Genomic DNA, 21518 nt, shown 5'->3' on the forward strand with positions numbered 1-21518 from the left:
TTTGTTATATAAATATAAAAAATAGGAGGGAACTATGCAAATGAAAAGTACTAAAAGGCATATTTCAATGGTTTCATTAGTTTTTCTAGTATTATTTTCAGTGCTGAATGTGTGGGCTCCAGTTATTCAAGCTGCTGTGATGAAAAGTCCAGTGGACGAAATTAATATTTCCCGTACTGATGGCACGACATCTGAACCGTATCAAGCCTCAGATGGTATGAAAGTAGAAGTGAAGTGGTCAGCTAAAGAAAGAATAAAAAGTGGAGATCAATTCACAATTGATATGCCAAAAGAGTTTCGAAAAGACCTTATGAATATGAGTTTTCCTTTAAAAGATGCTGAAGGAAAAACAGTTGGTACATGTGAGATGAAAAAGGGTCTATTAACGTGTACTATGGGTGATTACGTAGAAGGAAAGAATAACATTAAAGGTTCTTTATTCGTAGAATTCTACTTTGGTTTAGAAGCATATGATGGTGTTAAAGAAATTCCATTAGAATTTAACGTTGATGGTCAAATCGTTAATAAAGAAGTAAATGTAAGTAATACGACAGAGAGACCGAAGCCACAGCCCAATACAGATAATCTATTGAAATGGGGTTCTTATAATCAAGAAGATCCTTCGATTGCTGATTGGCTTGTATATGTAAATGCAACTGGAACAGAAATGCAAGATCTTAAATTAACAGATACATTAGGACCTGGACATGAGTTAATTACAGACAGCGTAGTATTAGAAGAGGCTGTATTTGAAGATGGTTATGCACCAACAAATATTAAGCCAGCAGATTTATCTAACATTAAAATTAATGCAACAAAGGCTGGATTTACAATTGAGTTTCCAGACAGTTCAAAAGGCTATATTTTAAGATATAAAACAAAGGTTACAAATCCTGCTGCGAAGCCTCATAAAAATACTGTGAAATTAGAAGGTAAAAATATTAAAACTGAAGAAAAAGTAGGACAAGTATTTGTAAGTGGTGGGGGAGGATCCGGTTCAGGTGACAATAATCCACCTAGCATTGAAAAAAATATAGTTGATGAGAATGGCAAGCTTGTAGAGAATGAGCAGTTAACAAAAATGGATCAAGTTATTCAATACCAAGTTGGTACACACATACCGAACGATCCTCCTAAATACACATCTATGGTAATTAGTGATGATTTAGAAGATGTTTTAGAAGTATTAGAGGCAAAAGTGTATGATCAAAATGGCCAAGATATTACTTCTAAAGGAACGTTAAATATAGATAAACAAAGAAGTGAAGTAACATTTACGTTTGGTGAGAGTTTTGACTATAAGTCGTATGAAGACCAGATAATTAATCTCAGTATCAAGGCGAAAATCAAAAATAATGCAGACTTATCTTCTTACGTAGATAAGAAGATTCCTAATAAAGCGGAATTACATTTTGATGATAAAACTTTAACATCAAAAGAAGTAACTATTACGCCGCCTGAAGCTCCAAAAGATGGTACAGTATCGCTTCATAAAATAGATTCTGAGAATCCGAACAAAGGGTTAAAAGCTGCCGAATTTGAAGTCCGAAATAGTGCAAATGAAGTTGTTGCAAAACTGAAAACGGACGAAAAAGGTTTTTCAGTACCTCAAACTTTAGCTCCTGGGACGTATAAAGTATATGAAACAGTAGCACCAGAAGGATATCAAAAATTAACAAGTCCAGTAGAGGTTACACTTCAAGCTGGAGAAACAAAAACAATTGAAATTAAAAATACTATGCAAAAGGGTCAAATTGAAGTAAAGAAAATTGATTCGGAAAATGGTGAGAAACCATTAGCAAATGCAGAGTTTGATATAGTAAAAGACGGTGTAGTAGTCGAACATATTGTTACAGATAAAGATGGTAAGGCAATCTCTAAACCGTTAGCACCAGGAAAATATATTTTAAAAGAAACAAAAGCACCTGAAGGCTACCAATTAAAAGAAACAGAGTTCGAAGTAAATGTAACAGGGGACGGCATATTCCCAATACAAGTGGAAAATGCAATGGTAGACAAAGGTAATATAGAAATTACAAAAGTGGACAAAGAAAACGGGGCAGTATTAGCCGGTGTCGAATTTGAAGTCCAATATGAGAAAGATGGCGTAGTAAGAAAAGTAGTAACAGATAAAGAAGGAAAAGCAAACGTTTCAGATCTATCAGTAGGAAAGTACAAATTAGTAGAGACGAAAAGCTTACCAGGTTACAAAAATCTAGCAGAACCAGTACCATTTGAAATTACAAAAGGTATGACAAAAGCTTTAGTAATAAAAGTAGAAAATGAGCAGTTAGACAAAGGCTCAGTAGAAATTACAAAAATAGATAAAGATAGTCAAAAAGTATTAGAAGGCGTAGTCTTCGAAGTGCAAGATGAGCAAGGAAAAGTAGTAACAGAAGTAAAAACAGATAAAGATGGTAAAGCAAAAATCTCAGATTTATCAGTAGGAAAGTACAAATTAGTAGAGACGAAAAGTTTACCAGGCTACAAAAAGCTAACAGAGCCAGTATCATTCGAAATTAAAAAGGGTATGACAGAAGTCTTATCATTGAAAGTAGAAAATGAACAGTTAGATAAAGGTTCAGTAGAAATTACAAAAGTAGATAAAGACAACAAAAAAGCATTAAAAGGCGTAGTCTTTGAAGTGCAAGATGAAGCTGGAACAGTAGTAAAGGAAGTAAAAACAGATAAAGATGGTAAAGCAAAAATCTCAGATCTATCAGTAGGAAAGTACAAATTAGTAGAGAAAGAAAGTTTACCAGGCTATAAGAAACTAACAGAACCAGTATTATTTGAAATCAAAAAAGGCATGACTGAAGTTCTATCATTAAAAATAGAAAATGAAATGGTAGATACGGGAAATGTAGAGATAACAAAGATAGATAAAGATAATAAAGCACCGTTAGCGGGAGTAATATTCATCATCCAAGATGAAAAGGGTAATGAAGTTACAAAAGTAACGACAGATAAAGATGGAAAAGCAAATGTTTCAGATTTACCTGTAGGAAAGTATGAATTAGTAGAGGTAGAAAGTTTGCCTGGTTATAAAAAACTAGAAAAACCAGTATCATTTGAAATCAAAAAAGGCATGACCGAGGTTCTATCATTAAAAGTAGAAAATGAAATGGTGAATACAGGGAATGTAGAGATAACAAAAATAGATAAAGATAGTAAAGCTCCATTAGAAAATGTTGTATTTGAAGTACGTGATTCAAAAGGAAAAGTAGTTGCGAAAGTAACGACGGATAAAGAAGGAAAAGCAAACGTTTCAGATTTATCTATTGGAAAGTATGAGTTGGTGGAAGTAGAAACACCGGCAGGATACAAACCACTAGAAAAGCCAGTTTCATTCGAAATTGAAAAGGGTAGAGTAACAGCGCTAAAGCTAACAGTAGAAAATGAATTAGTGGATACAGGAAATGTAGAAATTACAAAAGTAGATAAAGAAAATAAAGATGCTTTAGCTGATGCAGTATTTGAGATTCAAGATGCAGCAGGACAAGTAGTCGCTAAAATAACGACAGATAAAAAAGGACAAGCACAAGTTACTAATTTATCAGTCGGCACATACAAGTTAGTAGAAGTAAAGGCACCAAAAGGGTATAAACAATTAGTAGATCCGATTATTTTCCAAATTGAAAAAGGCATGACAAAATCTCTTGCTTTAACAGTAGAAAACGAAATGTTAGACAAGGGAAATGTGGAAGTAACAAAAGTAGATAAAGATAGTCAAAAAGTATTAGAAGGCGTAGTCTTCGAAGTTCAAGACGACAAAGGCAAAGTAGTAACCGAAGTAACGACAGATAAAGATGGAAAAGCAAACGTTTCAGATCTATCAGTAGGAAAATACAAATTAGTAGAGACGAAGAGCTTACCAGGTTATAAAAAATTAACGGAACCAGTATCATTCGAAATCAAAAAAGGTATGACGAAAGTTTTATCATTGAAAGTAGAGAACGAGCTGTTAGATAAAGGTTCAGTAGCGATTACAAAAGTAGACAAAGAAAGTGGCGCAGTATTAGCGGGCGTAACATTCGAAGTGCAAGATGAAAAAGATAAAGTAGTAACAAAAGTAACGACAGATAAAGAAGGAAAAGCAAACGTTTCCGATTTATCAGTAGGGAAATATAAGCTAGTAGAGGTAGAAAGCTTACCAGGATATAAAAAATTAGCAAAACCAGTATCGTTTGAAATTAAAAAAGGCATGACAGAAGTCTTATCACTAAAAGTAGAGAATGAACAGTTAGATAAAGGTTCAGTAGAAATTACAAAAGTGGACAAAGACAGCCAGAAGGCATTAGAAGGCGTAACATTCGAAGTGCAAGATGAAAAAGGCAAAGTAGTAACGAAAGTAACAACAGATAAAGAAGGAAAAGCAACAATTTCAGATCTATCTGTAGGAAGTTACAAACTAGTAGAAGTAGAGAATTTACCAGGCTACAAAAAATTAACAGAGCCAGTATCATTCGAAATTAAAAAGGGTATGACAGAAGTCTTATCATTAAAAGTAGAGAATGAACAGTTAGACAAAGGTTCAGTAGAAATTACAAAAGTAGATAAAGATAGTCAAAAAGTATTAGAAGGCGTAGTCTTCGAAGTACAAGATGAGCAAGGCAAAGTAGTAACGGAAGTAAAAACAGATAAAAATGGTAAAGCAAAAATCTCAGACTTATCTGTAGGAAAGTACAAATTAGTAGAGAAAGAAAGCTTACCAGGCTACAAAAAATTAACAGAGCCAGTATCATTCGAAATCAAAAAAGGCATGACAGAAGTTCTATCATTAAAAATAGAAAATGAAATGGTAGATACGGGAAATGTAGAAATTACAAAAATAGATAAAGATAATAAGGCACCTTTAGCAGGTGTAGTCTTTGAAGTTCAAGACGACAAAGGCAAGGTGGTAACGAAAGTAACGACAGATAAAGCTGGAAAAGCAACAGTTGCAGATTTATCAGTAGGAAAGTACAAGTTAGTAGAAGTAGAGAGTTTACCAGGATACAAAAAATTAGAAAAGCCTGTACCATTTGAAATTAAAAAAGGTATGACAAAATCTTTAACGTTCACTGTAGAAAATGAAATGGTAGATACGGGGAATGTAGAAATTACAAAAATAGATAAAGACAGTAAAGCACCATTAGAAAATGTTGTATTTGAAGTACGTGACTCAAAAGGAAAAGTAGTTGCAAAAGTAACAACGGATAAAGAAGGAAAAGCAAACGTTTCAGATTTATCTATTGGAAAGTATGAGTTAGTAGAAGTAGAAACACCGACAGGATACAAGCCACTAGAAAAGCCAGTTTCATTCGAAATTGAAAAAGGTAGAGTTACAGCATTACAATTGACTGTAGAAAATGAATTAGTGGATACAGGAAATATAGAAATTACAAAAGTAGATAAAGAAAATAAAGATGCTTTAGCTGATGCAGTCTTTGAAATTCAAGATGCAGCAGGACAAGTAGTCGCTAAAATAACGACAGATAAAAAAGGACAAGCACAAGTTACTAATTTATCAGTTGGAACATACAAGTTAGTAGAAGTAAAAGCACCAAAAGGATATAAGCAATTGGTAGATCCGATTACTTTCCAAATTGAAAAAGGCATGACAAAATCTCTTGCTTTAACAGTAGAAAATGAAATGTTAGACAAGGGAAATGTAGAAGTAACAAAAGTAGATAAAGATAGCCAAAAAGTATTAGAAGGCGTAGTCTTCGAAGTACAAGATGAGCAAGGCAAAGTAGTAACAGAAGTAACGACAGATAAAGAAGGAAAGGCAAAAGTTTCAGATCTATCAGTAGGAAAATACAAATTAGTAGAGACGAAGAGCTTACCAGGTTACAAGAAGTTAACGGAACCAGTATCATTCGAAATTAAAAAAGGTATGACAAAAGTCTTATCATTGAAAGTAGAGAATGAAAAGTTAGACAAAGGTTCAGTGGAGATTACAAAAATGGCCGCTGAAAGCAAGGAAGTCTTATCAGGAGCTGTGTTTGAAGTTCATGATGACAAGGGAAAAGTAGTAGTGAAAGTAACAACAGATAAAGATGGAAAGGCAAAAATCGCAGATCTATCTGTAGGTAACTACACACTAGTAGAAGTAGAAGCACCAAAAGGATATGAAAAATTAACTAATCCAATTCCATTTGAAATTACAAATGGAATGATAAATGCAGTTCAATTAGAAGTATTAAACAAATTGAATCATTTAGCACCACCAGGTCCAGAAACACCAGATCCAGAAAAGCCTGGAACACCAGATCCGGAGAAACCTGGAACACCAGATCCAGAAAAGCCTGGAACACCGAATCCAGAAAAGCCTGGAACACCAGATCCAGAGAAACCTGGAACACCGAATCCAGAAAAGCCTGGAACACCGAATCCAGAAAAGCCTGGAACACCAGATCCAGAGAAACCTGGAACACCAAATCCAGAAAAGTCTGAAAAAGAATTACCGAAGACAGGGCAGAAAATGCCTGTGGAACCATATATGGGAGCACTTCTTGTAATGATGAGTTTTGGGTTACTCGTATTAGGTAGAAAACAGCAGAGATAATAAAGGTGAAAAGGTATCCTCAAAGTATTTGAGGATACCTTTTTTATTTGACATAAAAAAGGTATTTAGCAAAAGAACTCGATACAAATAAAAACAAAAAGGAATACAAAGTTTACCCTATTTTCTTAATGTGGCTATATCAAAAAAGTTAGTTATATATATTTAATGTGAAAGTAAAAGATTAAAGGCCTTCTTAATGTTTGGATGAAAAAAGAGTTATCTTTGTAATTAATTTGAGTACTTTAGGAAAGAAGTCTATTTCCTAAAGTACTCAAAGGATGATAGTCCAATAGCAGGTGAGAGATGAAAATCGTTTTAGCACTGTAGTAGCACCTTAAAATGTAGATAGGGGAAAATAATGTAAAAAAAACTATTGTATGTTCAAAAACATTATGTTACATTTGTGTTACAGAAAGATCACTAACGATAACGTATGTTACAGTTTGTTTTCTTTTGTCTTTCGTTATGTTACAAAATGAGGTTCGTATCCGATCAATCGAGAATATGTAAAGTTAAAAAAATAGCAACCTAAAAATAGTTTTTCTATGTGTATAAGAGTGTGTGTAGTAAAGGGCCTGGTGAGATCTTTACGCACATTATTAAAAATCCTTTCTGTCTTACAAGAAGAAGAAACCAACTATTTAGGGGTTTTAAGTAATGATAGTAAATGAAATGTACTTCCTTTCCCACACACAACGTAGTACATATTTACTTTCAGTGTAATTACTACACAGACTTTTATACATATGCTGTTATTGTTTTAGGGATATATAGGAGGAGAGAAAATGAAAAAGTTATTAATGGTAATTGGACTTACGTTTTTAATGTTAGCTGGATGTAGTAATGGTAATTTTGAAAAAGCAATGGATGAAGGAAAGACCGCGTTAACAAATAAAGAATATAAAAATGCCTTATCATCATTTGAACAAGCGCTAGATGAGAAAAAAGATGATTCAGATGCAAAAGTTCTAGTAGAACAAACGAAAGCAATGATTGAAGCTGTAAAGTTAAAAGAAGAAACAAAGATAGAAGAATCAATCAAGTCATTTGAAAAAGTAGAGAACATGAAGAATGGAAATACTACGCTTATAAAACAAGCAAAGGAAGAACGAACAGCATTACTAGCCATCTTAGAACAAAAAAAGAAGTATAGCGAGCAACTGACGAAAAGTGAAGAGTTAATAAGTAAGAAAAATTATGCAGAAGCAAAAGATATATTAAATAAGCTAGTTGCAGAAACAAAAGATAACAAGAAACTTGAAGAATATAATAAAAAAGCGGTAGGATTAGTTACTAAAATTAATGAAGAAGAAAAAAATGCAAAAAGTGAAGCACCAGCGAAGGCACAAAAAAACACTGCAGTAACGACTCAAAAGGTAGCAACAGAAAAGAATCAAAAAGCAGAGACAGAAAAAAATCAAAAGGTAGCGACTGAAAAGAATCAAAAAGCAGAGACAGAAAAAAATCAAAAGGTAGCGACTGAAAAGAACCAAAAAACTGAGACAGAAAAGAATCAGAAGGTAGAGGCAGAAAAAAATCAAAATGCATTTACTTTTGAGAAAGCTAAAGAATATATTAAAAATGAATATAAAGAAGACTATGATTACACGCTAGAGAATACGCAAGTAGAGAATGGAAAGAAATATTATCAAATTAGAGTGCGTACGACATATAAAATAGAAGGCGCAGCTGGACCAGGATTTACTGGAGTATTCAAAGTATTCGAAGATGGTACAATTATTGAACTGCACTAAATTGATGGAAAAGGTATCCTCAAAGTATTTGAGGATACCTTTTTTAGCATAAAAAAAAGCATCTAGCAAAAGTACTAGATGCAAATAAAAACACAAGGGAAGACAAAATTCTTCCCTTTTCCCGTATGTAATTATATCAAAAAATTTATAAAAAACTAGCTATATTTAAAATATAATTTTTAAAAAAATTATATACATAAATAATTGCAATACTCGCAGTTTTATCTTTCTGAAAAATCCATTTCTTTAATTTTGAATATTAAGACTAATGTTGATAAATCTTCAGATAATTAGAAAATATATCCAAAAGGATATATAATATTGCTTAAGAGATAGTGTTAATGGATTACATATATTTCATTTGGTGTATTAATTGAATATCATAATTTTTAATTTTATTAAGCAAGAATCTCGGTTACTTATTGCATTTCTAACATAGGGTGAGATAGAAAAATACAATAGTGTGGAGGTTTTTATAATGACGTTTGTTCTTAGTAAAATGAGTGGATTTAGCATAGAAGAAAAGGTACATGAATTTGAATCTAAAGGATTCCTTGAAATCTCAAATGAAATCTTTTTACAAGAGGAAGAGAATCATCGCTTATTAACACAAGCACAGTTAGATTATTATAATTTGGAAGATGATGCGTACGGTGAATGCCGTGCTAGATCTTATTCAAGGTATATAAAGTATGTTGATTCACCAGATTATATTTTAGATAATAGTAATGATTACTTCCAATCTAAAGAATATAACTATGATGATGGCGGGAAAGTTAGACAGTTTAATAGCATAAATGATAGCTTTTTATATAATCCTTTAATTCAAAATATGGTGCGTTTCGATACTGAATTTGCATTTAAAACAAATATAATAGATACAAGTAAAGACTTAATTATAGGTTTACATCAAGTAAGATATAAAGCTACTAAAGAAAGACCATCTTTTAGTTCACCTATTTGGTTACATAAAGATGATGAACCAGTAGTGTTTTTACACCTTATGAATTTAAGTAATACAGCTATTGGTGGAGATAATTTAATAGCTAATTCTCCTCGGGAAATTAATCAGTTTATAAGTTTGAAGGAGCCGTTAGAAACTTTAGTATTTGGACAAAAGGTCTTCCATGCCGTAACGCCACTTGGAACAGAATGTAGTACGGAGGCTTTTCGTGATATTTTATTAGTAACATTTTCTTATAAGGAGACAAAATGAGAGAGAATAAAATAATTATGATTTCTGGAGCCAATAGCGGTATAGGTCATGCTTGTATAAAATACTTTTTAGAAAAATCATTTCATGTAATAGCTCTTGATATTAATAATAATAACTTAATAGATTATATGAAAACAGATATGCCTTTGAAAGTAGTGCAAATTGATTTAAGTAATAGCGAAGCGATTCATAATCTTTTTACTCAATTAGATTTAGAAAAGCTTTCTCCTGATATATTAATAAATGCAGCTGGTATTCGAGAGATAACACCTGTTTTACATTTATCCGATGATATGTTTAAAAAAGTAATTGATGTAAATTTAGTAGCCCCATTTATCCTTTCTAGGGAAGTAGCTAAGCGATGGTGTGAATCGAAAATAAAAGGTTGTATTGTGAATATAGCATCGGTTTCTGGATTAATGGCTGAACCAGAGCGAGCTGCTTATGTGGCATCAAAGCATGCCTTAATCGGATTGACTAAACAGATGGCTATGGAATTTGGGAAGCAAAATATAAGAGTAAATAGCATTTCTCCCGGTGTTATTAGAACTGAACTTACAGAAGAATACTTTAGTAATAAAGCCTTGATGTCTATGATAAAAAGTAATCAATCTTTAGATACTTGGGGGTTGCCGCAGGATATTGTTTCATGTATTGATTACTTGATTTCTGATCAGGCCCGCTTTATTACTGGTTCTAATTTTGTAATTGATGGTGGTTGGACTGCAGGGAAAAATTTGTAATTGAGTGTTTTTGAGGAAAAGCACCTGTCCTTTTTTAGGCTGGTGTTTTTCTCACTATAAACCGAGTTTTTATTGGAGGGGAATTAATTTGCTTCAAAAAAGTTTTAAGCAAGAGAAAACGGTACCGGCCTTAAAGATGATAGCATCAATGGTTATCTTTGGATCAGTTGGATTTTTTTCTGTTCAAACAAACTTACCTTCGTTTGAATTAGTGTTTGTAAGGTGTATTTTTGCGACAATATTTTTAAGTGTATGTTGGTTGCTTACAGGGCAATATAAACAAGATAAATGGGAACGAAAAGAAGTTATTCAAGTTTTAATATGTGGTTTTTTCTTAGTATTTAATTGGGTTTTCTTATTTAAAGCCTTTGAAAATATGTCAGTTACAATTGCTATCTCAGTTTATCATCTTGCACCAGTAATTGTACTGTTAATTGGAAGTATCGTCTTTAAAGAAAAATTAACATTAATATCTATCATTTCAATAGTTGTGTGTTTTGTGGGAGCTTTATTAATTGCTGGTATCGATGGAAGCTTTTCTTTCGGTTCATTAATGTCTTCAGGTATGATATGGGGATTTCTTGCAGCTCTCTTTTATGCATTTACAACTTTATTTGGTAAAGGGATTAACAAAATGAGTGCGTATGCAATGACATTTTTACAAACATTCTTGGGGATATTTCTTTTAATACCATTTATAGATTTAGATGCTTTTAGTGGCCTCACTCAAAGTAATTGGACATATATTATAGCTACTGGTTTTATTCACACAGGTATAGTGTATTATCTGTTTTTTGATAGTTTACGCCATTTATCTACAAAAACAATCTCAATATTAGTTTTTTTAGATCCGGCAGTGGCAATATTATTAGATACTGTACTTACTGGATTCCGTCCAACTTTAATGCAAATAACAGGAATTCTTTTTATTTTTATTGGCATGACTTTAACATTAAAAAAATCTAAAGATAAAAAACTGAGCCAAAAAGAAAAGCGAATTGAAAGCGATGCTAGTATATCTCAACAATAATGAAATATATTGTGTATAAAACGATAAACCTTGCATGAATCATGCAGGGTTTATTTGGTTCAATATAATTCATATTTATAATATGTAATTTTAAAAACTGAGGTATGTTTTTTAATATGCTTTTGATTCAACTATTTTTATTTGACTATAAATTTACAAAATTGTATATAAAACCTTGTTTTTGATAATATATAAGTAATAAATTCATAGAATTGGAGTGATGAGATGCAGCCGTTAGAAAGGGAGATTCATTCTAATATGCTGAAAGTGTGGAGGATTCACGCTTTAATTGGGGCGGCAGTCATACTAACAGTCGTAATTGCGTATTTCTTTTTTATGATTAACTTTAACTGGTGGGGCTGGTTGTTTGGACTATTAGTAACAGGAGCCATTATATTTATTCCACTTGATTATTTTGTGTTTCCAAATTTACGTCAGCGCTATTATAGTTACAGATTAAATGAAGAAGAGATTGAGATTCAAAAGGGAATGTTCGTTGTAAAACGCGTACTTATTCCGATGATCCGTGTGCAGCACGTAACGATTGAGCAAGGGCCGATTATGAGAAAGTATAATTTAGCAGAATTACACATTTCAACAGCCGCAACTTCTCATAGTATCCCAGGTTTAACGAAAGAAGAAGCAGAACAGCTGAAAAGACAAATTGGAGAACTTGCGAAAGTGAGTGATGAGGATGTATAAGAGGCAACATCCGATCACGATATTGTTAGGTATTAGGGTTGCGAGTTTGTTGCCACTTATTATTCTTGTTTTATTTAAACCTGATGAACAAGTGGAACCTTGGTATTTATTTTATCTTTTTCTTCTGGTTGTTTTATTCATCATGGCTATTTTTTCAGCAATTAAATGGTATTTTAAAGTGTACTGGATTGAGAATAATATTTTACATATAAAGCACGGTGTTTTTGTAAAGAAGGAAAGCTATTTAAATAAAGAGCGTGTACAAAATATTAGTACGTCTTCTAACATCATTTATCAAATGCTCGGACTTATGAAGTTAAATATAGAAGTAGCCGGTGGTGGTAATGAACCAGAAGTGATGTTGGCTGGTATTAAAGAAGACGAGGCAAAACATTTAATTTCTTTATTACATAAGAAAGAAACTACTGTAAAAGAAGAAATAGAAGAGGAAGAAAGCAAGACGGTTTATCAGTTAACAGCGAAAGAGGTTTTAGCCGCAGCGATTACATCTGGTCGGTTCGGACTAGTGTTCTCTGGGCTAGTACTTCTTTACACAAAGTTTGATTTTGTTCTTCCTGAAGGATTCACAAGTAAAGTAGAAGCGTATGTGATGGGAAACGGTGTTTATAAACTAATTGTAATTGCATTAATTTTAATGGCAATTTCGTGGATTATTTCCACGGCTGGATATGTGTTGAAATATGCAAACTTTAAAATTGAGCGAAAAGGGGAAGAGATTCGTATCGTTCAAGGATTATTTGAAAAGAAAGAGTTTGTCTTAAAATTGCACCGCATTCAAGCGATTACTGTAAAAGAAGGTATGCTTCGCCAGCCGTTTGGCTATTGTGCTGTTGAAGTGGAAGCAATTCAAAGTATTGGAGCAGCAAGTAACGAAGTAATGTTGCATCCATTTATGAAGAAAAAAGATGTACAGCACCTGATCACATATTTAGAGTTACCATATGAAATCGAAGCGGAGATCGTTCACTTACCCAAAACAGCGTTGCGTCGTTATTTCATTATGGGCTGGTTAATAAGTATCATACTCACAGTTCTAATTGCCAGCGTGAGTATATATTTTAAACAATATATTGCGTTGTTTGTTATTTTACCGTTATTTATCGTGTTTTCGTTACTTGCGTATGCTAGATATAAAAGTGGCGGTTATGAATTAAGAGAAAATCAACTAACGGTTGTATATCGTAATTTTTCGAAATATACAGGAATAATGCGAAGAAGACATGTTCAAGCAGTAGGTTATAATCAATCGTATTTTCAAAGAAAAGATGAATTATGTACAACTCTTGTAGCGGTAGCTGGGCGCGGTTATGAAGTAAAGCATATGAGAAAAAAAGATTCACTTCGTATATATAATTGGTACAAAGAAAAAGGAAACACCGGTGTGTAATGGTGTTTCCTTTTTGTTATTAAATGGATATCTTTAGTCGAATCGTTGATATATTTCAAGATGTGATAGATATATTCGGAAAATCGTTAATATAATTTCACGTACTGCTAGTGTTGTATTACTTTTTAATTAAACTAACACATCAAAAGTAGTCACAAAAGAAGGACGAGAGAAAATACTCTTTTGCTGTTCCGCATGTGGATGCGCTGGAGCTTGTCCTTCTGCTTGTGTGGGACGTTTTTTATGAGCATTTTCGAATGAACGTGATTCTGTCCAGTCTTTAAAGTTTTGCTCTGTTTCCCACATCGTTAAGATGACATATGTATCGTTACTTAATGGGCGTAAAACACGGATCGCTTGGAATCCTGGTTCGTTTTCAATAAGGCCTGCGCGGTTTTTAAAGCGGTTTTCAAATACTGGGCGACCTTCGTCTGTGACAGAAATGTTGTTACAAACGATATAGCCAGATTGTCCTTTAAATTCACCGACAGCATCTAGTACGTCATACTGAAGTGAGCCTTCTACAGATTCTTCTGTATTTTCTTTATAAAACATATTTTTCTCATCATTTTTTGCAGTGAAATGTGATTGTTCTAGAGGTGTTTCGTATGAAATAATCGCCTTCATTTTAATGCCCCCTTAATAGTTTGTTTCTATTATATCAACTCTCTTAAAAAACTTCGAAGATTATATACATAAAGATACTTCTTTTTCAAATAATAAATGTACCATCATTTGGAAAGAAGGACGATGTATGAAGAAAGTAAAGTGGACTTTATTAGGCGGCGTCGCAACGTTTGTAGTAGCAATTGTACTCTATAAACTTATCGTGTTAGCTGGTGGCTATATGATGGATGAAAAGCAGCTCGTTTTCCACTCTTCATCACGTATTGTTGACCAGAAAGGAAAAGAAATTACGAAATTATACGTAGAAAATAGGGAACTCGTACCAGTCGAGCAAATTCCGAAGTATGTGCAGCAAGCGTTTGTTGCGGTGGAAGATTCCCGTTTTTATGAGCATCAAGGAATTGATTATCCGTCTATATTCCGGGCTCTTTATAAAGATACGTTAGCTGGAGAAAAGGTAGAGGGCGGTAGTACCATTACGCAGCAACTCGCTAAAAATGTCTTTTTAACTCGTGAAAAAACATTTACGCGCAAATTGAAGGAAGTCGCAATTTCTCTTCAATTAGAGCAAAAATATACGAAGCAACAAATTCTTGAAATGTATATGAATCATATTTATTTTGGTCATGGGGCTTACGGTATTCAAGCGGCAGCAAAGTTGTATTTTAATAAAAATGTTGAGGATTTAACAGTAGAGGAAGGGGCAATGCTTGCAGGCCTTCCGAAGTCACCAAACGGATATTCACCGTACTACTCTGCAGAGAAGAGTAAGGAACGCCGCGATCTAGTGTTGTCACTTATGCATAAACAAGGCTATTTGACTGCAGAAGAAAGCGTTCGTTATCAAGGGAAGACAATTGCTCTATATAAAAATTTAGATGAGAATGAGCTTGCATATATGCCGTATATTGATATGGTCATAGATGAAGCCGCCCGTTTATACGGATTGTCTCATCAAGAAGTACTTCGCGGAGGATATACGTTTGTCGTACCTATGGATGAAAAGATTCAAAAGGTAGCATATAACCAGTTTCAAGATGCAAGGAATTTTCCTGGGAAAGAAGAAGGGGCGCAAGGTGCGTTCTTATTAATGGATAATCGTACGGGAGGGATTAAAGCGGCGATTGGGGGAAGAAAGTACGTCCCGAGAGGATTTAATCGTGTTTTTGCCAAAAGGCAGCCCGGATCTGTTTTAAAACCACTTATCGTTTATGCACCAGCACTAGAAACGAAAAAGTATAATCCGTATTCTTTATTAACAAATGAAAGAAATTCTTTTGAAGGGTATGAACCTCGAAATTATAATCATGAGTATTCAAAAGAAATGACGATGTATGATGCGATTTTAGAGTCGGCAAATGTACCGGCAGTTTCTTTATTAAATGAGTTAGGGGTAGAAGAAGGAAAGCAATATTTAGAAAAAGGGAATGTTCATATTGCAGATGCTGGTTTAAGTACAGCGCTTGGCGGATTGAAAAATGGTGTTTCAACATTTGATCTTGTAAAAATGTATCGTTCATTTTTAGCAAATGGAAATATTATCGAGCCGCACGTTATTGATAAAGTATTAAACAGACACGGTGCAGTCATTGGGGAATCTCCAAAAGTAGAGACGAAAATCTTTTCGAAGCAGACAGCATGGTATATGACGAAAATGTTAGAAGGAGTTGTGAAGGAAGGAACAGCGAGAGTTGGTGTATATAGCGGTGCGTTAGCTGGGAAAACAGGTACAACTTCATTGCCAAATGACGATAAGGGAGCAAGAGATATGTGGTTCGTCGGCTATACACCGAACTTAGTAGGCGCTGTTTGGATTGGTTATGACCGCACGGATAAGGAGCATCAGTTGCAAGGAGAAAGTGCATCTGCGACAAAATTATTTAAGAAAATTTTAACGAAGGCTAATGTAGAACATAAAGAGAAGTTTATGAAGCCTGAAGGTGTGGAAACAATCGGTGCTCCGATTCGGCTGCGAAGAATTGAAGATGTAAAAATGAAACTATCATTTAGTCCTTTCGGTTTATTTAAAGCAAAATTAAGCTGGACGCCACTTCCAGATAACAGAATTATGTACCGAATCTATAGAGTGGAGAATGGAATTCATACGCATGTTAGCACTGTAAACGGTGCTGGAGAATATGAGGAAAAGTTCGTTAACATATTTTCAAAACCGAGCTTTTACGTTGTACCATATAACACACAAACGAATCGCGAAGGAGAAAAGTCAAAAGTAGCTAAACCATAGTTTTTCTCTGTGTTATAATAAGAATGTTGTGAAAATAGTAAGCGTTTTTAAGAATGTTTGTGTCAATTTAATGAACAACGTACATAATATTATGCATTTTGTTTTTACAAGCTGTATAGTAAAAAAAGATAAATATCGAGCGTATTCGAAGCATTGGTAAGGAAGGGAGCAACGGTCTTGGTAAGAACTATAAATGAGACATTTTTAAAAGCATGTAGGGGGGAACGTACCGATTATGTACCAGCATGGTATATGCGTCAAGCAGGTCGTTCACAGCCGGAATATAGAAAGATTAAAGAAAAGTATTCTTTATTTGAAATTACACACAATCCAGAGTTATGTGCTTACGTTACAAAATTGCCGGTTGATCAATATAACGTAGACGCAGCAATTCTTTATAAAGATATTATGTCACCACTACCTGCAATTGGTGTGGACGTAGAAATTAAATCAGGTATTGGCCCAGTTATCGATAATCCAATCCGTTCTTTACAAGACGTAGAAAAACTAGGGGAAATCAATCCAGAAGATGACGTACCATACATACTAGATACAATTCGTTTATTAACGACAGAAATGTTAGACGTACCGTTAATCGGTTTTTCAGGAGCTCCATTTACATTAGCGAGCTATATGATTGAAGGCGGTCCATCTCGTAACTACCATAATACGAAAGCGTTCATGTATGCAGAGCCAAAAGCTTGGTTCGCTTTAATGGATAAACTAGCAGATATGGTTATTACATATTTAAAAGCGCAAATTAACGCAGGAGCAAAAGCAGTTCAAATTTTCGATTCTTGGGTTGGAACAGTAAATGTAGCAGATTATCGCGTATTTATTAAACCAGCAATGGAGCGTATTTTTGCAGAAGTTCGTAAGATGGGTGTACCGATGATTATGCACGGCGTAGGAGCTGCACACTTAGTGAATGAGTGGCACGACTTACCGCTTGATGTAGTCGGCTTAGACTGGCGCTTACCGATTGAAGAAGCACGTGCACGTGGCGTTCATAAGGCGGTACAAGGTAATATGGACCCTTCATTCTTACTTGCACCATGGTCTGTTATTGAAGAACATGTAAAAGGTATTTTAGATCAAGGGATGAAACAGCCGGGTTATATCTTTAACCTAGGTCACGGTGTATTCCCAGAAGTAAATCCAGATACATTAAAACGTTTAACTACATTTATTCATGAATACTCTAAAGGGCAGTTAGCGAAGTAAAGGAGCATTGCTGTATGAAAAAGAAAATTGGTTTGCTTGTAATGGCATACGGAACGCCATATAAAGAAGAAGATATTGAACGTTACTATACACATATTCGCAGAGGAAGAAAGCCAAGTCCTGAAATGCTGGAAGATTTAACAGAGCGTTACCGTGCAATTGGTGGTATTTCTCCTTTAGCTACTATTACATTAGAGCAAGCTAAGAAGTTAGAGAAGCGTTTAAATGAAGTACAAGATGAAGTAGAGTACCATATGTATCTTGGCTTAAAACATATTGAACCGTTTATTGAAGATGCGGTGAAAGATATGCATAACGACGGAATACAAGATGCAATCGCACTTGTTCTTGCACCTCACTATTCTACGTTTAGCGTGAAATCATACGTTGGACGAGCACAAGAAGAAGCTGAGAAACTTGGAAACTTAACAATTCACGGCATTGATAGCTGGTATAAAGAGCCGAAATTCATCCAGTACTGGGTTGATGCAGTGAAAGGCATATATAACGGTATGTCAGATGCAGAGCGTGAAAAAGCAGTATTAATCGTATCTGCACATAGCTTACCAGAGAAAATTATTGCAATGGGCGATCCATATCCAGATCAATTAAATGAAACAGCGGATTATATCGCGCGCGGAGCTGAAGTAGCAAACTATGCAGTAGGCTGGCAAAGTGCAGGAAACACACCAGATCCTTGGATTGGTCCAGATGTACAAGATTTAACGAGAGAACTAAATGAAAAGCACGGTTATACTTCATTCGTATATGCACCAGTTGGATTTGTTGCGGAACATTTAGAAGTTTTATATGACAACGACTTTGAGTGTAAAGTTGTAACGGATGAAATTGGTGCGAAATATTATCGTCCAGAAATGCCAAATGCATCGGACGCATTTATTGATTGTTTAACAGATGTTGTATTAAAGAAAAAAGAATCTGTACTGTAAGAAGAAAGGGGGAGCCTGCTTGAGGAAAAAAGTTGTGATCGTCGGCGGAGGCATCACTGGATTAACAGCAATGTATAACTTACAAAAAAATATTCATGAAAAAAACTTGCCGATTGATACATTACTTATAGAAGCATCGGGTAAACTTGGCGGAAAAATTCAAACCGTTCGAAAAGATGGATTTACAATTGAGCGCGGACCAGATTCTTTCTTAGCACGAAAAGAAAGTGCAGCTAGATTAGTGAAAGAATTAGGTCTCGGCGATGAAGTTGTAAATAATCAAGCCGGTCAATCATTTATCCTCGTAAACAATCGGTTACATAAAATGCCGAATGGATCAATGATGGGAATTCCAACGCAAATTACGCCGTTTCTATTTTCCGGGCTGTTCTCCCCAATTGGTAAACTAAGAGCTGGCTTTGATCTATTAATGCCGAGGTCAAAGCCAGTATCTGACCAATCACTCGGACAATTTTTCAGACATCGTCTTGGAAATGAAGTGGTTGAAAACTTAATAGAACCGTTACTATCGGGTATTTATGCAGGGGATATTGATGAAATGAGCTTAATGTCAACATTCCCGCAAATGTATCAAATTGAGCAGAAACATCGCAGTATTTCACTCGGTATGCGTACGCTCGCTCCGAAAGAAGAGAAAGCTGAACCGAAAAAGGGAATGTTCCAAACAGTGAAAACAGGTTTAGAATCTATCGTAAAATCTCTCGAAGCAAAGATGCATGAAGGTACGATAATAAAGGGAACTCGCATTGAAAAAATTGCAAAACAGGGTGATGGTTATACGATTACTCTTAGTAACGGAAAAGAAATAGAAGCGGACGCCATCGTAGTGGCAACTTCGCATAAAGTATTGCCGTCCATGTTTGCTCAGTACAAGCAGTTTCGTTTCTTCCGTAATATTCCATCCACATCCGTTGCGAATGTCGCACTTGCTTTCCAAAAGTCCGCAATCCAGCGCGATATTAATGGTACAGGATTTGTCGTATCACGAAATAGCGATTACACCATTACAGCATGTACGTGGACGCATAAAAAATGGCCACATACAACGCCAGAAGGAAAAACACTCCTTCGCTGTTACGTTGGACGTGCTGGTGATGAAGCGGTTGTAGAACAAACTGAAGAAGAACTCGTTCAGCTTGTACTAGAAGATTTAAGAAAGACGATGGATATTACAGAGGATCCAGAGTTTACAATCGTAAGTCGCTGGAAAGAAGCGATGCCCCAATATACAGTAGGTCATAACGAGCGAATGAAAAAGCTCACAACATTTATGGAGAAAGAGTTACCTGGTATATATTTGGCAGGTAGCTCCTATGCTGGTGCTGGACTTCCAGATTGTATTAATCAAGGTGAGGAAGCTGCAAAGCGTGTATTATCTCATTTGGAGAAAGTAATAGATGCTGAATTAATCGCACAATAAACTATAAGAAACGCCTTCAATCATATTGAAGGCGTTTCATTTATTATATAAAATATTTATTCGCCAATAAACATATATAAGTTATTTGGCTTTATAACGGCATCTCCTGCATAAATAACCCACTCTGTTAAGTTATCAAAATCTAAATGATAACTATTTCCTTCACTCATATCTTTTATAAAATATGGTTCATTAATGAGTATTCCTTGAATGAAATCTTCCGTAATGTTTTGCATTTCAAACCACATATGTTCACTTTTTCCTTCTTCGTAGGAGACACCAAACTTAGTAAGGAAACGAAAATCTTCATTTGATTGTTCAATATGAAAAATGTTGCTGAAATACCCGAAAGTATTTTTCGCATTGTAAGCCATACGAGCCGTTTCACTATTTGTTTTATAGAACATGAGCCCTGTAGCTTCCTCGTGTTCTTTGAAAAAACTTTCAATATATTCTTCTGAAGTATTAAATTTGAATAAGAGAACGGATGGAGATTGATGGTATTCATCTCGGGCATCCATTCCGCCTAAGAATGTATTTTGTGCATCTATTGGTTGTAGTTTCACTTCTTCATCCTCGATTGAAGATAATTGGTCCATACTCGTTTTATGCCCTATATAAGATAATCCTTTTTCCCACGGAACAGCGACTGTATGTATAGAACCTTGCTGACTATGCGCGATAACGATAGGCTCATTCATAGGGACTTGTCCATTCTCAACGGCATTATTAGCAAATGTTTGAAAGAGATCGCCAATGCCGTAGTAGGAAGAAATGCGATTTGGAATAATTAACTCTATTTCAGTTACGCCTGCTCTTAAAAGACCATGTGTATGAAACCAATATTGCGTAGGCTCATCATCTTTATCGTCTTCATAAACAGAATGAATAACGTACAAGTCAGGAATGTCAGGTAATAATTCATTTTCAACGTGATATTCAATATAGCTTCTAGATATCACTTTCATTGCTGCACTTGAATCGATTACAAATAACAAATCTGGGGCGAGATTCCATAAAAACTGTAACTGCTGGAAAAAGCAGTCCAGTACATCGCCTACAAATAGCGTACGAGTGAAAATTTCAGTGCCGAAAGCCACATCTTCAAAATTACGATCTACAATTGTAGAATCTTGTCTATTGTACATTTTATATTCTTCTGGGTCGTTCGCCTCATCAATATGCAGTTCATACGGTATGACTGTTTCACCCATATGTAATTCAACAATAAGGCTTGTCTCATCACTATAAACAATTTTTAACTCATCAACTTTAGTAGCGATAATTTCTAGTCGGTGTTTTAACTGCTCAATTGTAATTCTAGTTGGTATAACAGCAATCATATCTGAAAAATGACGTTCTAATGTTCCATTCATAGCTGCGCGGTATGTTTCTGTTTGCACTTCCATCCAATCACTCCTATTCAAATGAATCCATTTTACATGCCAATCAAATATCGATATTTTCTGTTTTCTCTCTCTAACATTATAGAGTGCATTTGTAGAAGGTGTAAAATTATTATTTTGTATTATAGTTTGAAAGCTTGTAAATTAAATAAATCTTTTGTAAAATTTGTCGAAATATAGTTCTATATAACGAATCATTTGTTATGATAGAAATGCTGAGAA

The 21518-nt window shown here is 34.6% G+C and carries 13 protein-coding genes; 11 read left to right on the plus strand and 2 right to left on the minus strand.

Going from position 1 to position 21518, the window contains the following annotated elements; genetic code table 11:
- Window positions 1–34 precede the first annotated feature (34 nt).
- The 7 genes from MRP26_RS09955 (at window position 35) to MRP26_RS09985 (ending at window position 13403) form a co-directional block, all read left to right on the plus strand.
- Window positions 35–6550 (plus strand): SpaA isopeptide-forming pilin-related protein, encoded by a 6516-nt coding sequence (locus tag MRP26_RS09955; RefSeq protein WP_242806130.1) that lies wholly within the window; start codon window positions 35–37, stop codon window positions 6548–6550.
- A 785-nt stretch (window positions 6551–7335) separates the two neighbouring features.
- Window positions 7336–8304 (plus strand): hypothetical protein, encoded by a 969-nt coding sequence (locus MRP26_RS09960; RefSeq protein ID WP_088022940.1) that lies wholly within the window; start codon window positions 7336–7338, stop codon window positions 8302–8304.
- Between the two features lie 478 nt (window positions 8305–8782).
- Complete coding sequence (locus tag MRP26_RS09965) at window positions 8783–9520, plus strand: 2OG-Fe dioxygenase family protein (protein WP_053565070.1); 738 nt, start codon at window positions 8783–8785, stop codon at window positions 9518–9520.
- On the plus strand, window positions 9517–10263 hold the full coding sequence (locus tag MRP26_RS09970) for an SDR family NAD(P)-dependent oxidoreductase (RefSeq protein ID WP_001208939.1): 747 nt from the start codon (window positions 9517–9519) through the stop codon (window positions 10261–10263). Before MRP26_RS09965 ends, MRP26_RS09970 begins: the two co-directional genes overlap by 4 nt.
- An 88-nt stretch (window positions 10264–10351) precedes the next feature.
- Complete coding sequence (locus MRP26_RS09975; RefSeq protein WP_000939632.1) at window positions 10352–11293, plus strand: DMT family transporter; 942 nt, start codon at window positions 10352–10354, stop codon at window positions 11291–11293.
- 225 nt (window positions 11294–11518) lie between these two features.
- Entirely contained in the window at window positions 11519–11995 is a 477-nt protein-coding gene (locus tag MRP26_RS09980; RefSeq protein ID WP_001182719.1) for a PH domain-containing protein, read from the plus strand.
- Window positions 11988–13403 carry a PH domain-containing protein gene (locus MRP26_RS09985; RefSeq protein WP_063246207.1) on the plus strand — a complete coding sequence of 472 codons (1416 nt, stop codon included), beginning with the start codon at window positions 11988–11990 and terminating at the stop codon, window positions 13401–13403. The genes MRP26_RS09980 and MRP26_RS09985 overlap by 8 nt, the downstream gene beginning before the upstream one ends.
- A 129-nt stretch (window positions 13404–13532) precedes the next feature.
- Here MRP26_RS09985 and hmoB read toward each other — a convergent pair whose 3' ends face one another.
- Entirely contained in the window at window positions 13533–14030 is a 498-nt protein-coding gene (hmoB, locus tag MRP26_RS09990; RefSeq protein WP_000644097.1) for a heme-degrading monooxygenase HmoB, read from the minus strand.
- A 127-nt stretch (window positions 14031–14157) separates the two neighbouring features.
- Between hmoB and MRP26_RS09995 the strand changes: the two genes are divergently transcribed.
- The 4 genes from MRP26_RS09995 to hemY all read left to right on the plus strand — a co-directional run bounded on the left by MRP26_RS09995 (window position 14158) and on the right by hemY (window position 19890).
- A complete protein-coding gene (locus tag MRP26_RS09995) occupies window positions 14158–16275 on the plus strand; it encodes a transglycosylase domain-containing protein (protein WP_098679517.1) in 2118 nt (705 codons plus the stop codon).
- 177 nt (window positions 16276–16452) lie between these two features.
- Entirely contained in the window at window positions 16453–17499 is a 1047-nt protein-coding gene (gene hemE, locus MRP26_RS10000) for a uroporphyrinogen decarboxylase (RefSeq protein ID WP_000252605.1), read from the plus strand.
- A 14-nt stretch (window positions 17500–17513) separates the two neighbouring features.
- Window positions 17514–18449, plus strand: a complete 936-nt coding sequence (gene hemH, locus MRP26_RS10005; protein WP_000726775.1) for a ferrochelatase — start codon at window positions 17514–17516, stop codon at window positions 18447–18449.
- Window positions 18450–18468: 19 nt separating this feature from the next.
- The gene (gene hemY / locus MRP26_RS10010) at window positions 18469–19890 is read left to right on the plus strand and encodes a protoporphyrinogen oxidase (RefSeq protein ID WP_053565067.1); all 1422 of its coding nucleotides are present in this window, start codon (window positions 18469–18471) and stop codon (window positions 19888–19890) included.
- 56 nt (window positions 19891–19946) lie between these two features.
- On the opposite strand, the gene MRP26_RS10015 is transcribed toward hemY, so the two are convergent.
- On the minus strand, window positions 19947–21299 hold the full coding sequence (locus MRP26_RS10015; RefSeq protein WP_053565066.1) for a DUF4026 domain-containing protein: 1353 nt from the start codon (window positions 21297–21299) through the stop codon (window positions 19947–19949).
- Window positions 21300–21518: the final 219 nt, after the last annotated feature.

It is taken from the genome of Bacillus sp. CCB-MMP212 (genome assembly GCF_022748145.1).
Taxonomy (GTDB): Bacteria; Bacillota; Bacilli; order Bacillales; family Bacillaceae_G; genus Bacillus_A; species Bacillus_A cereus.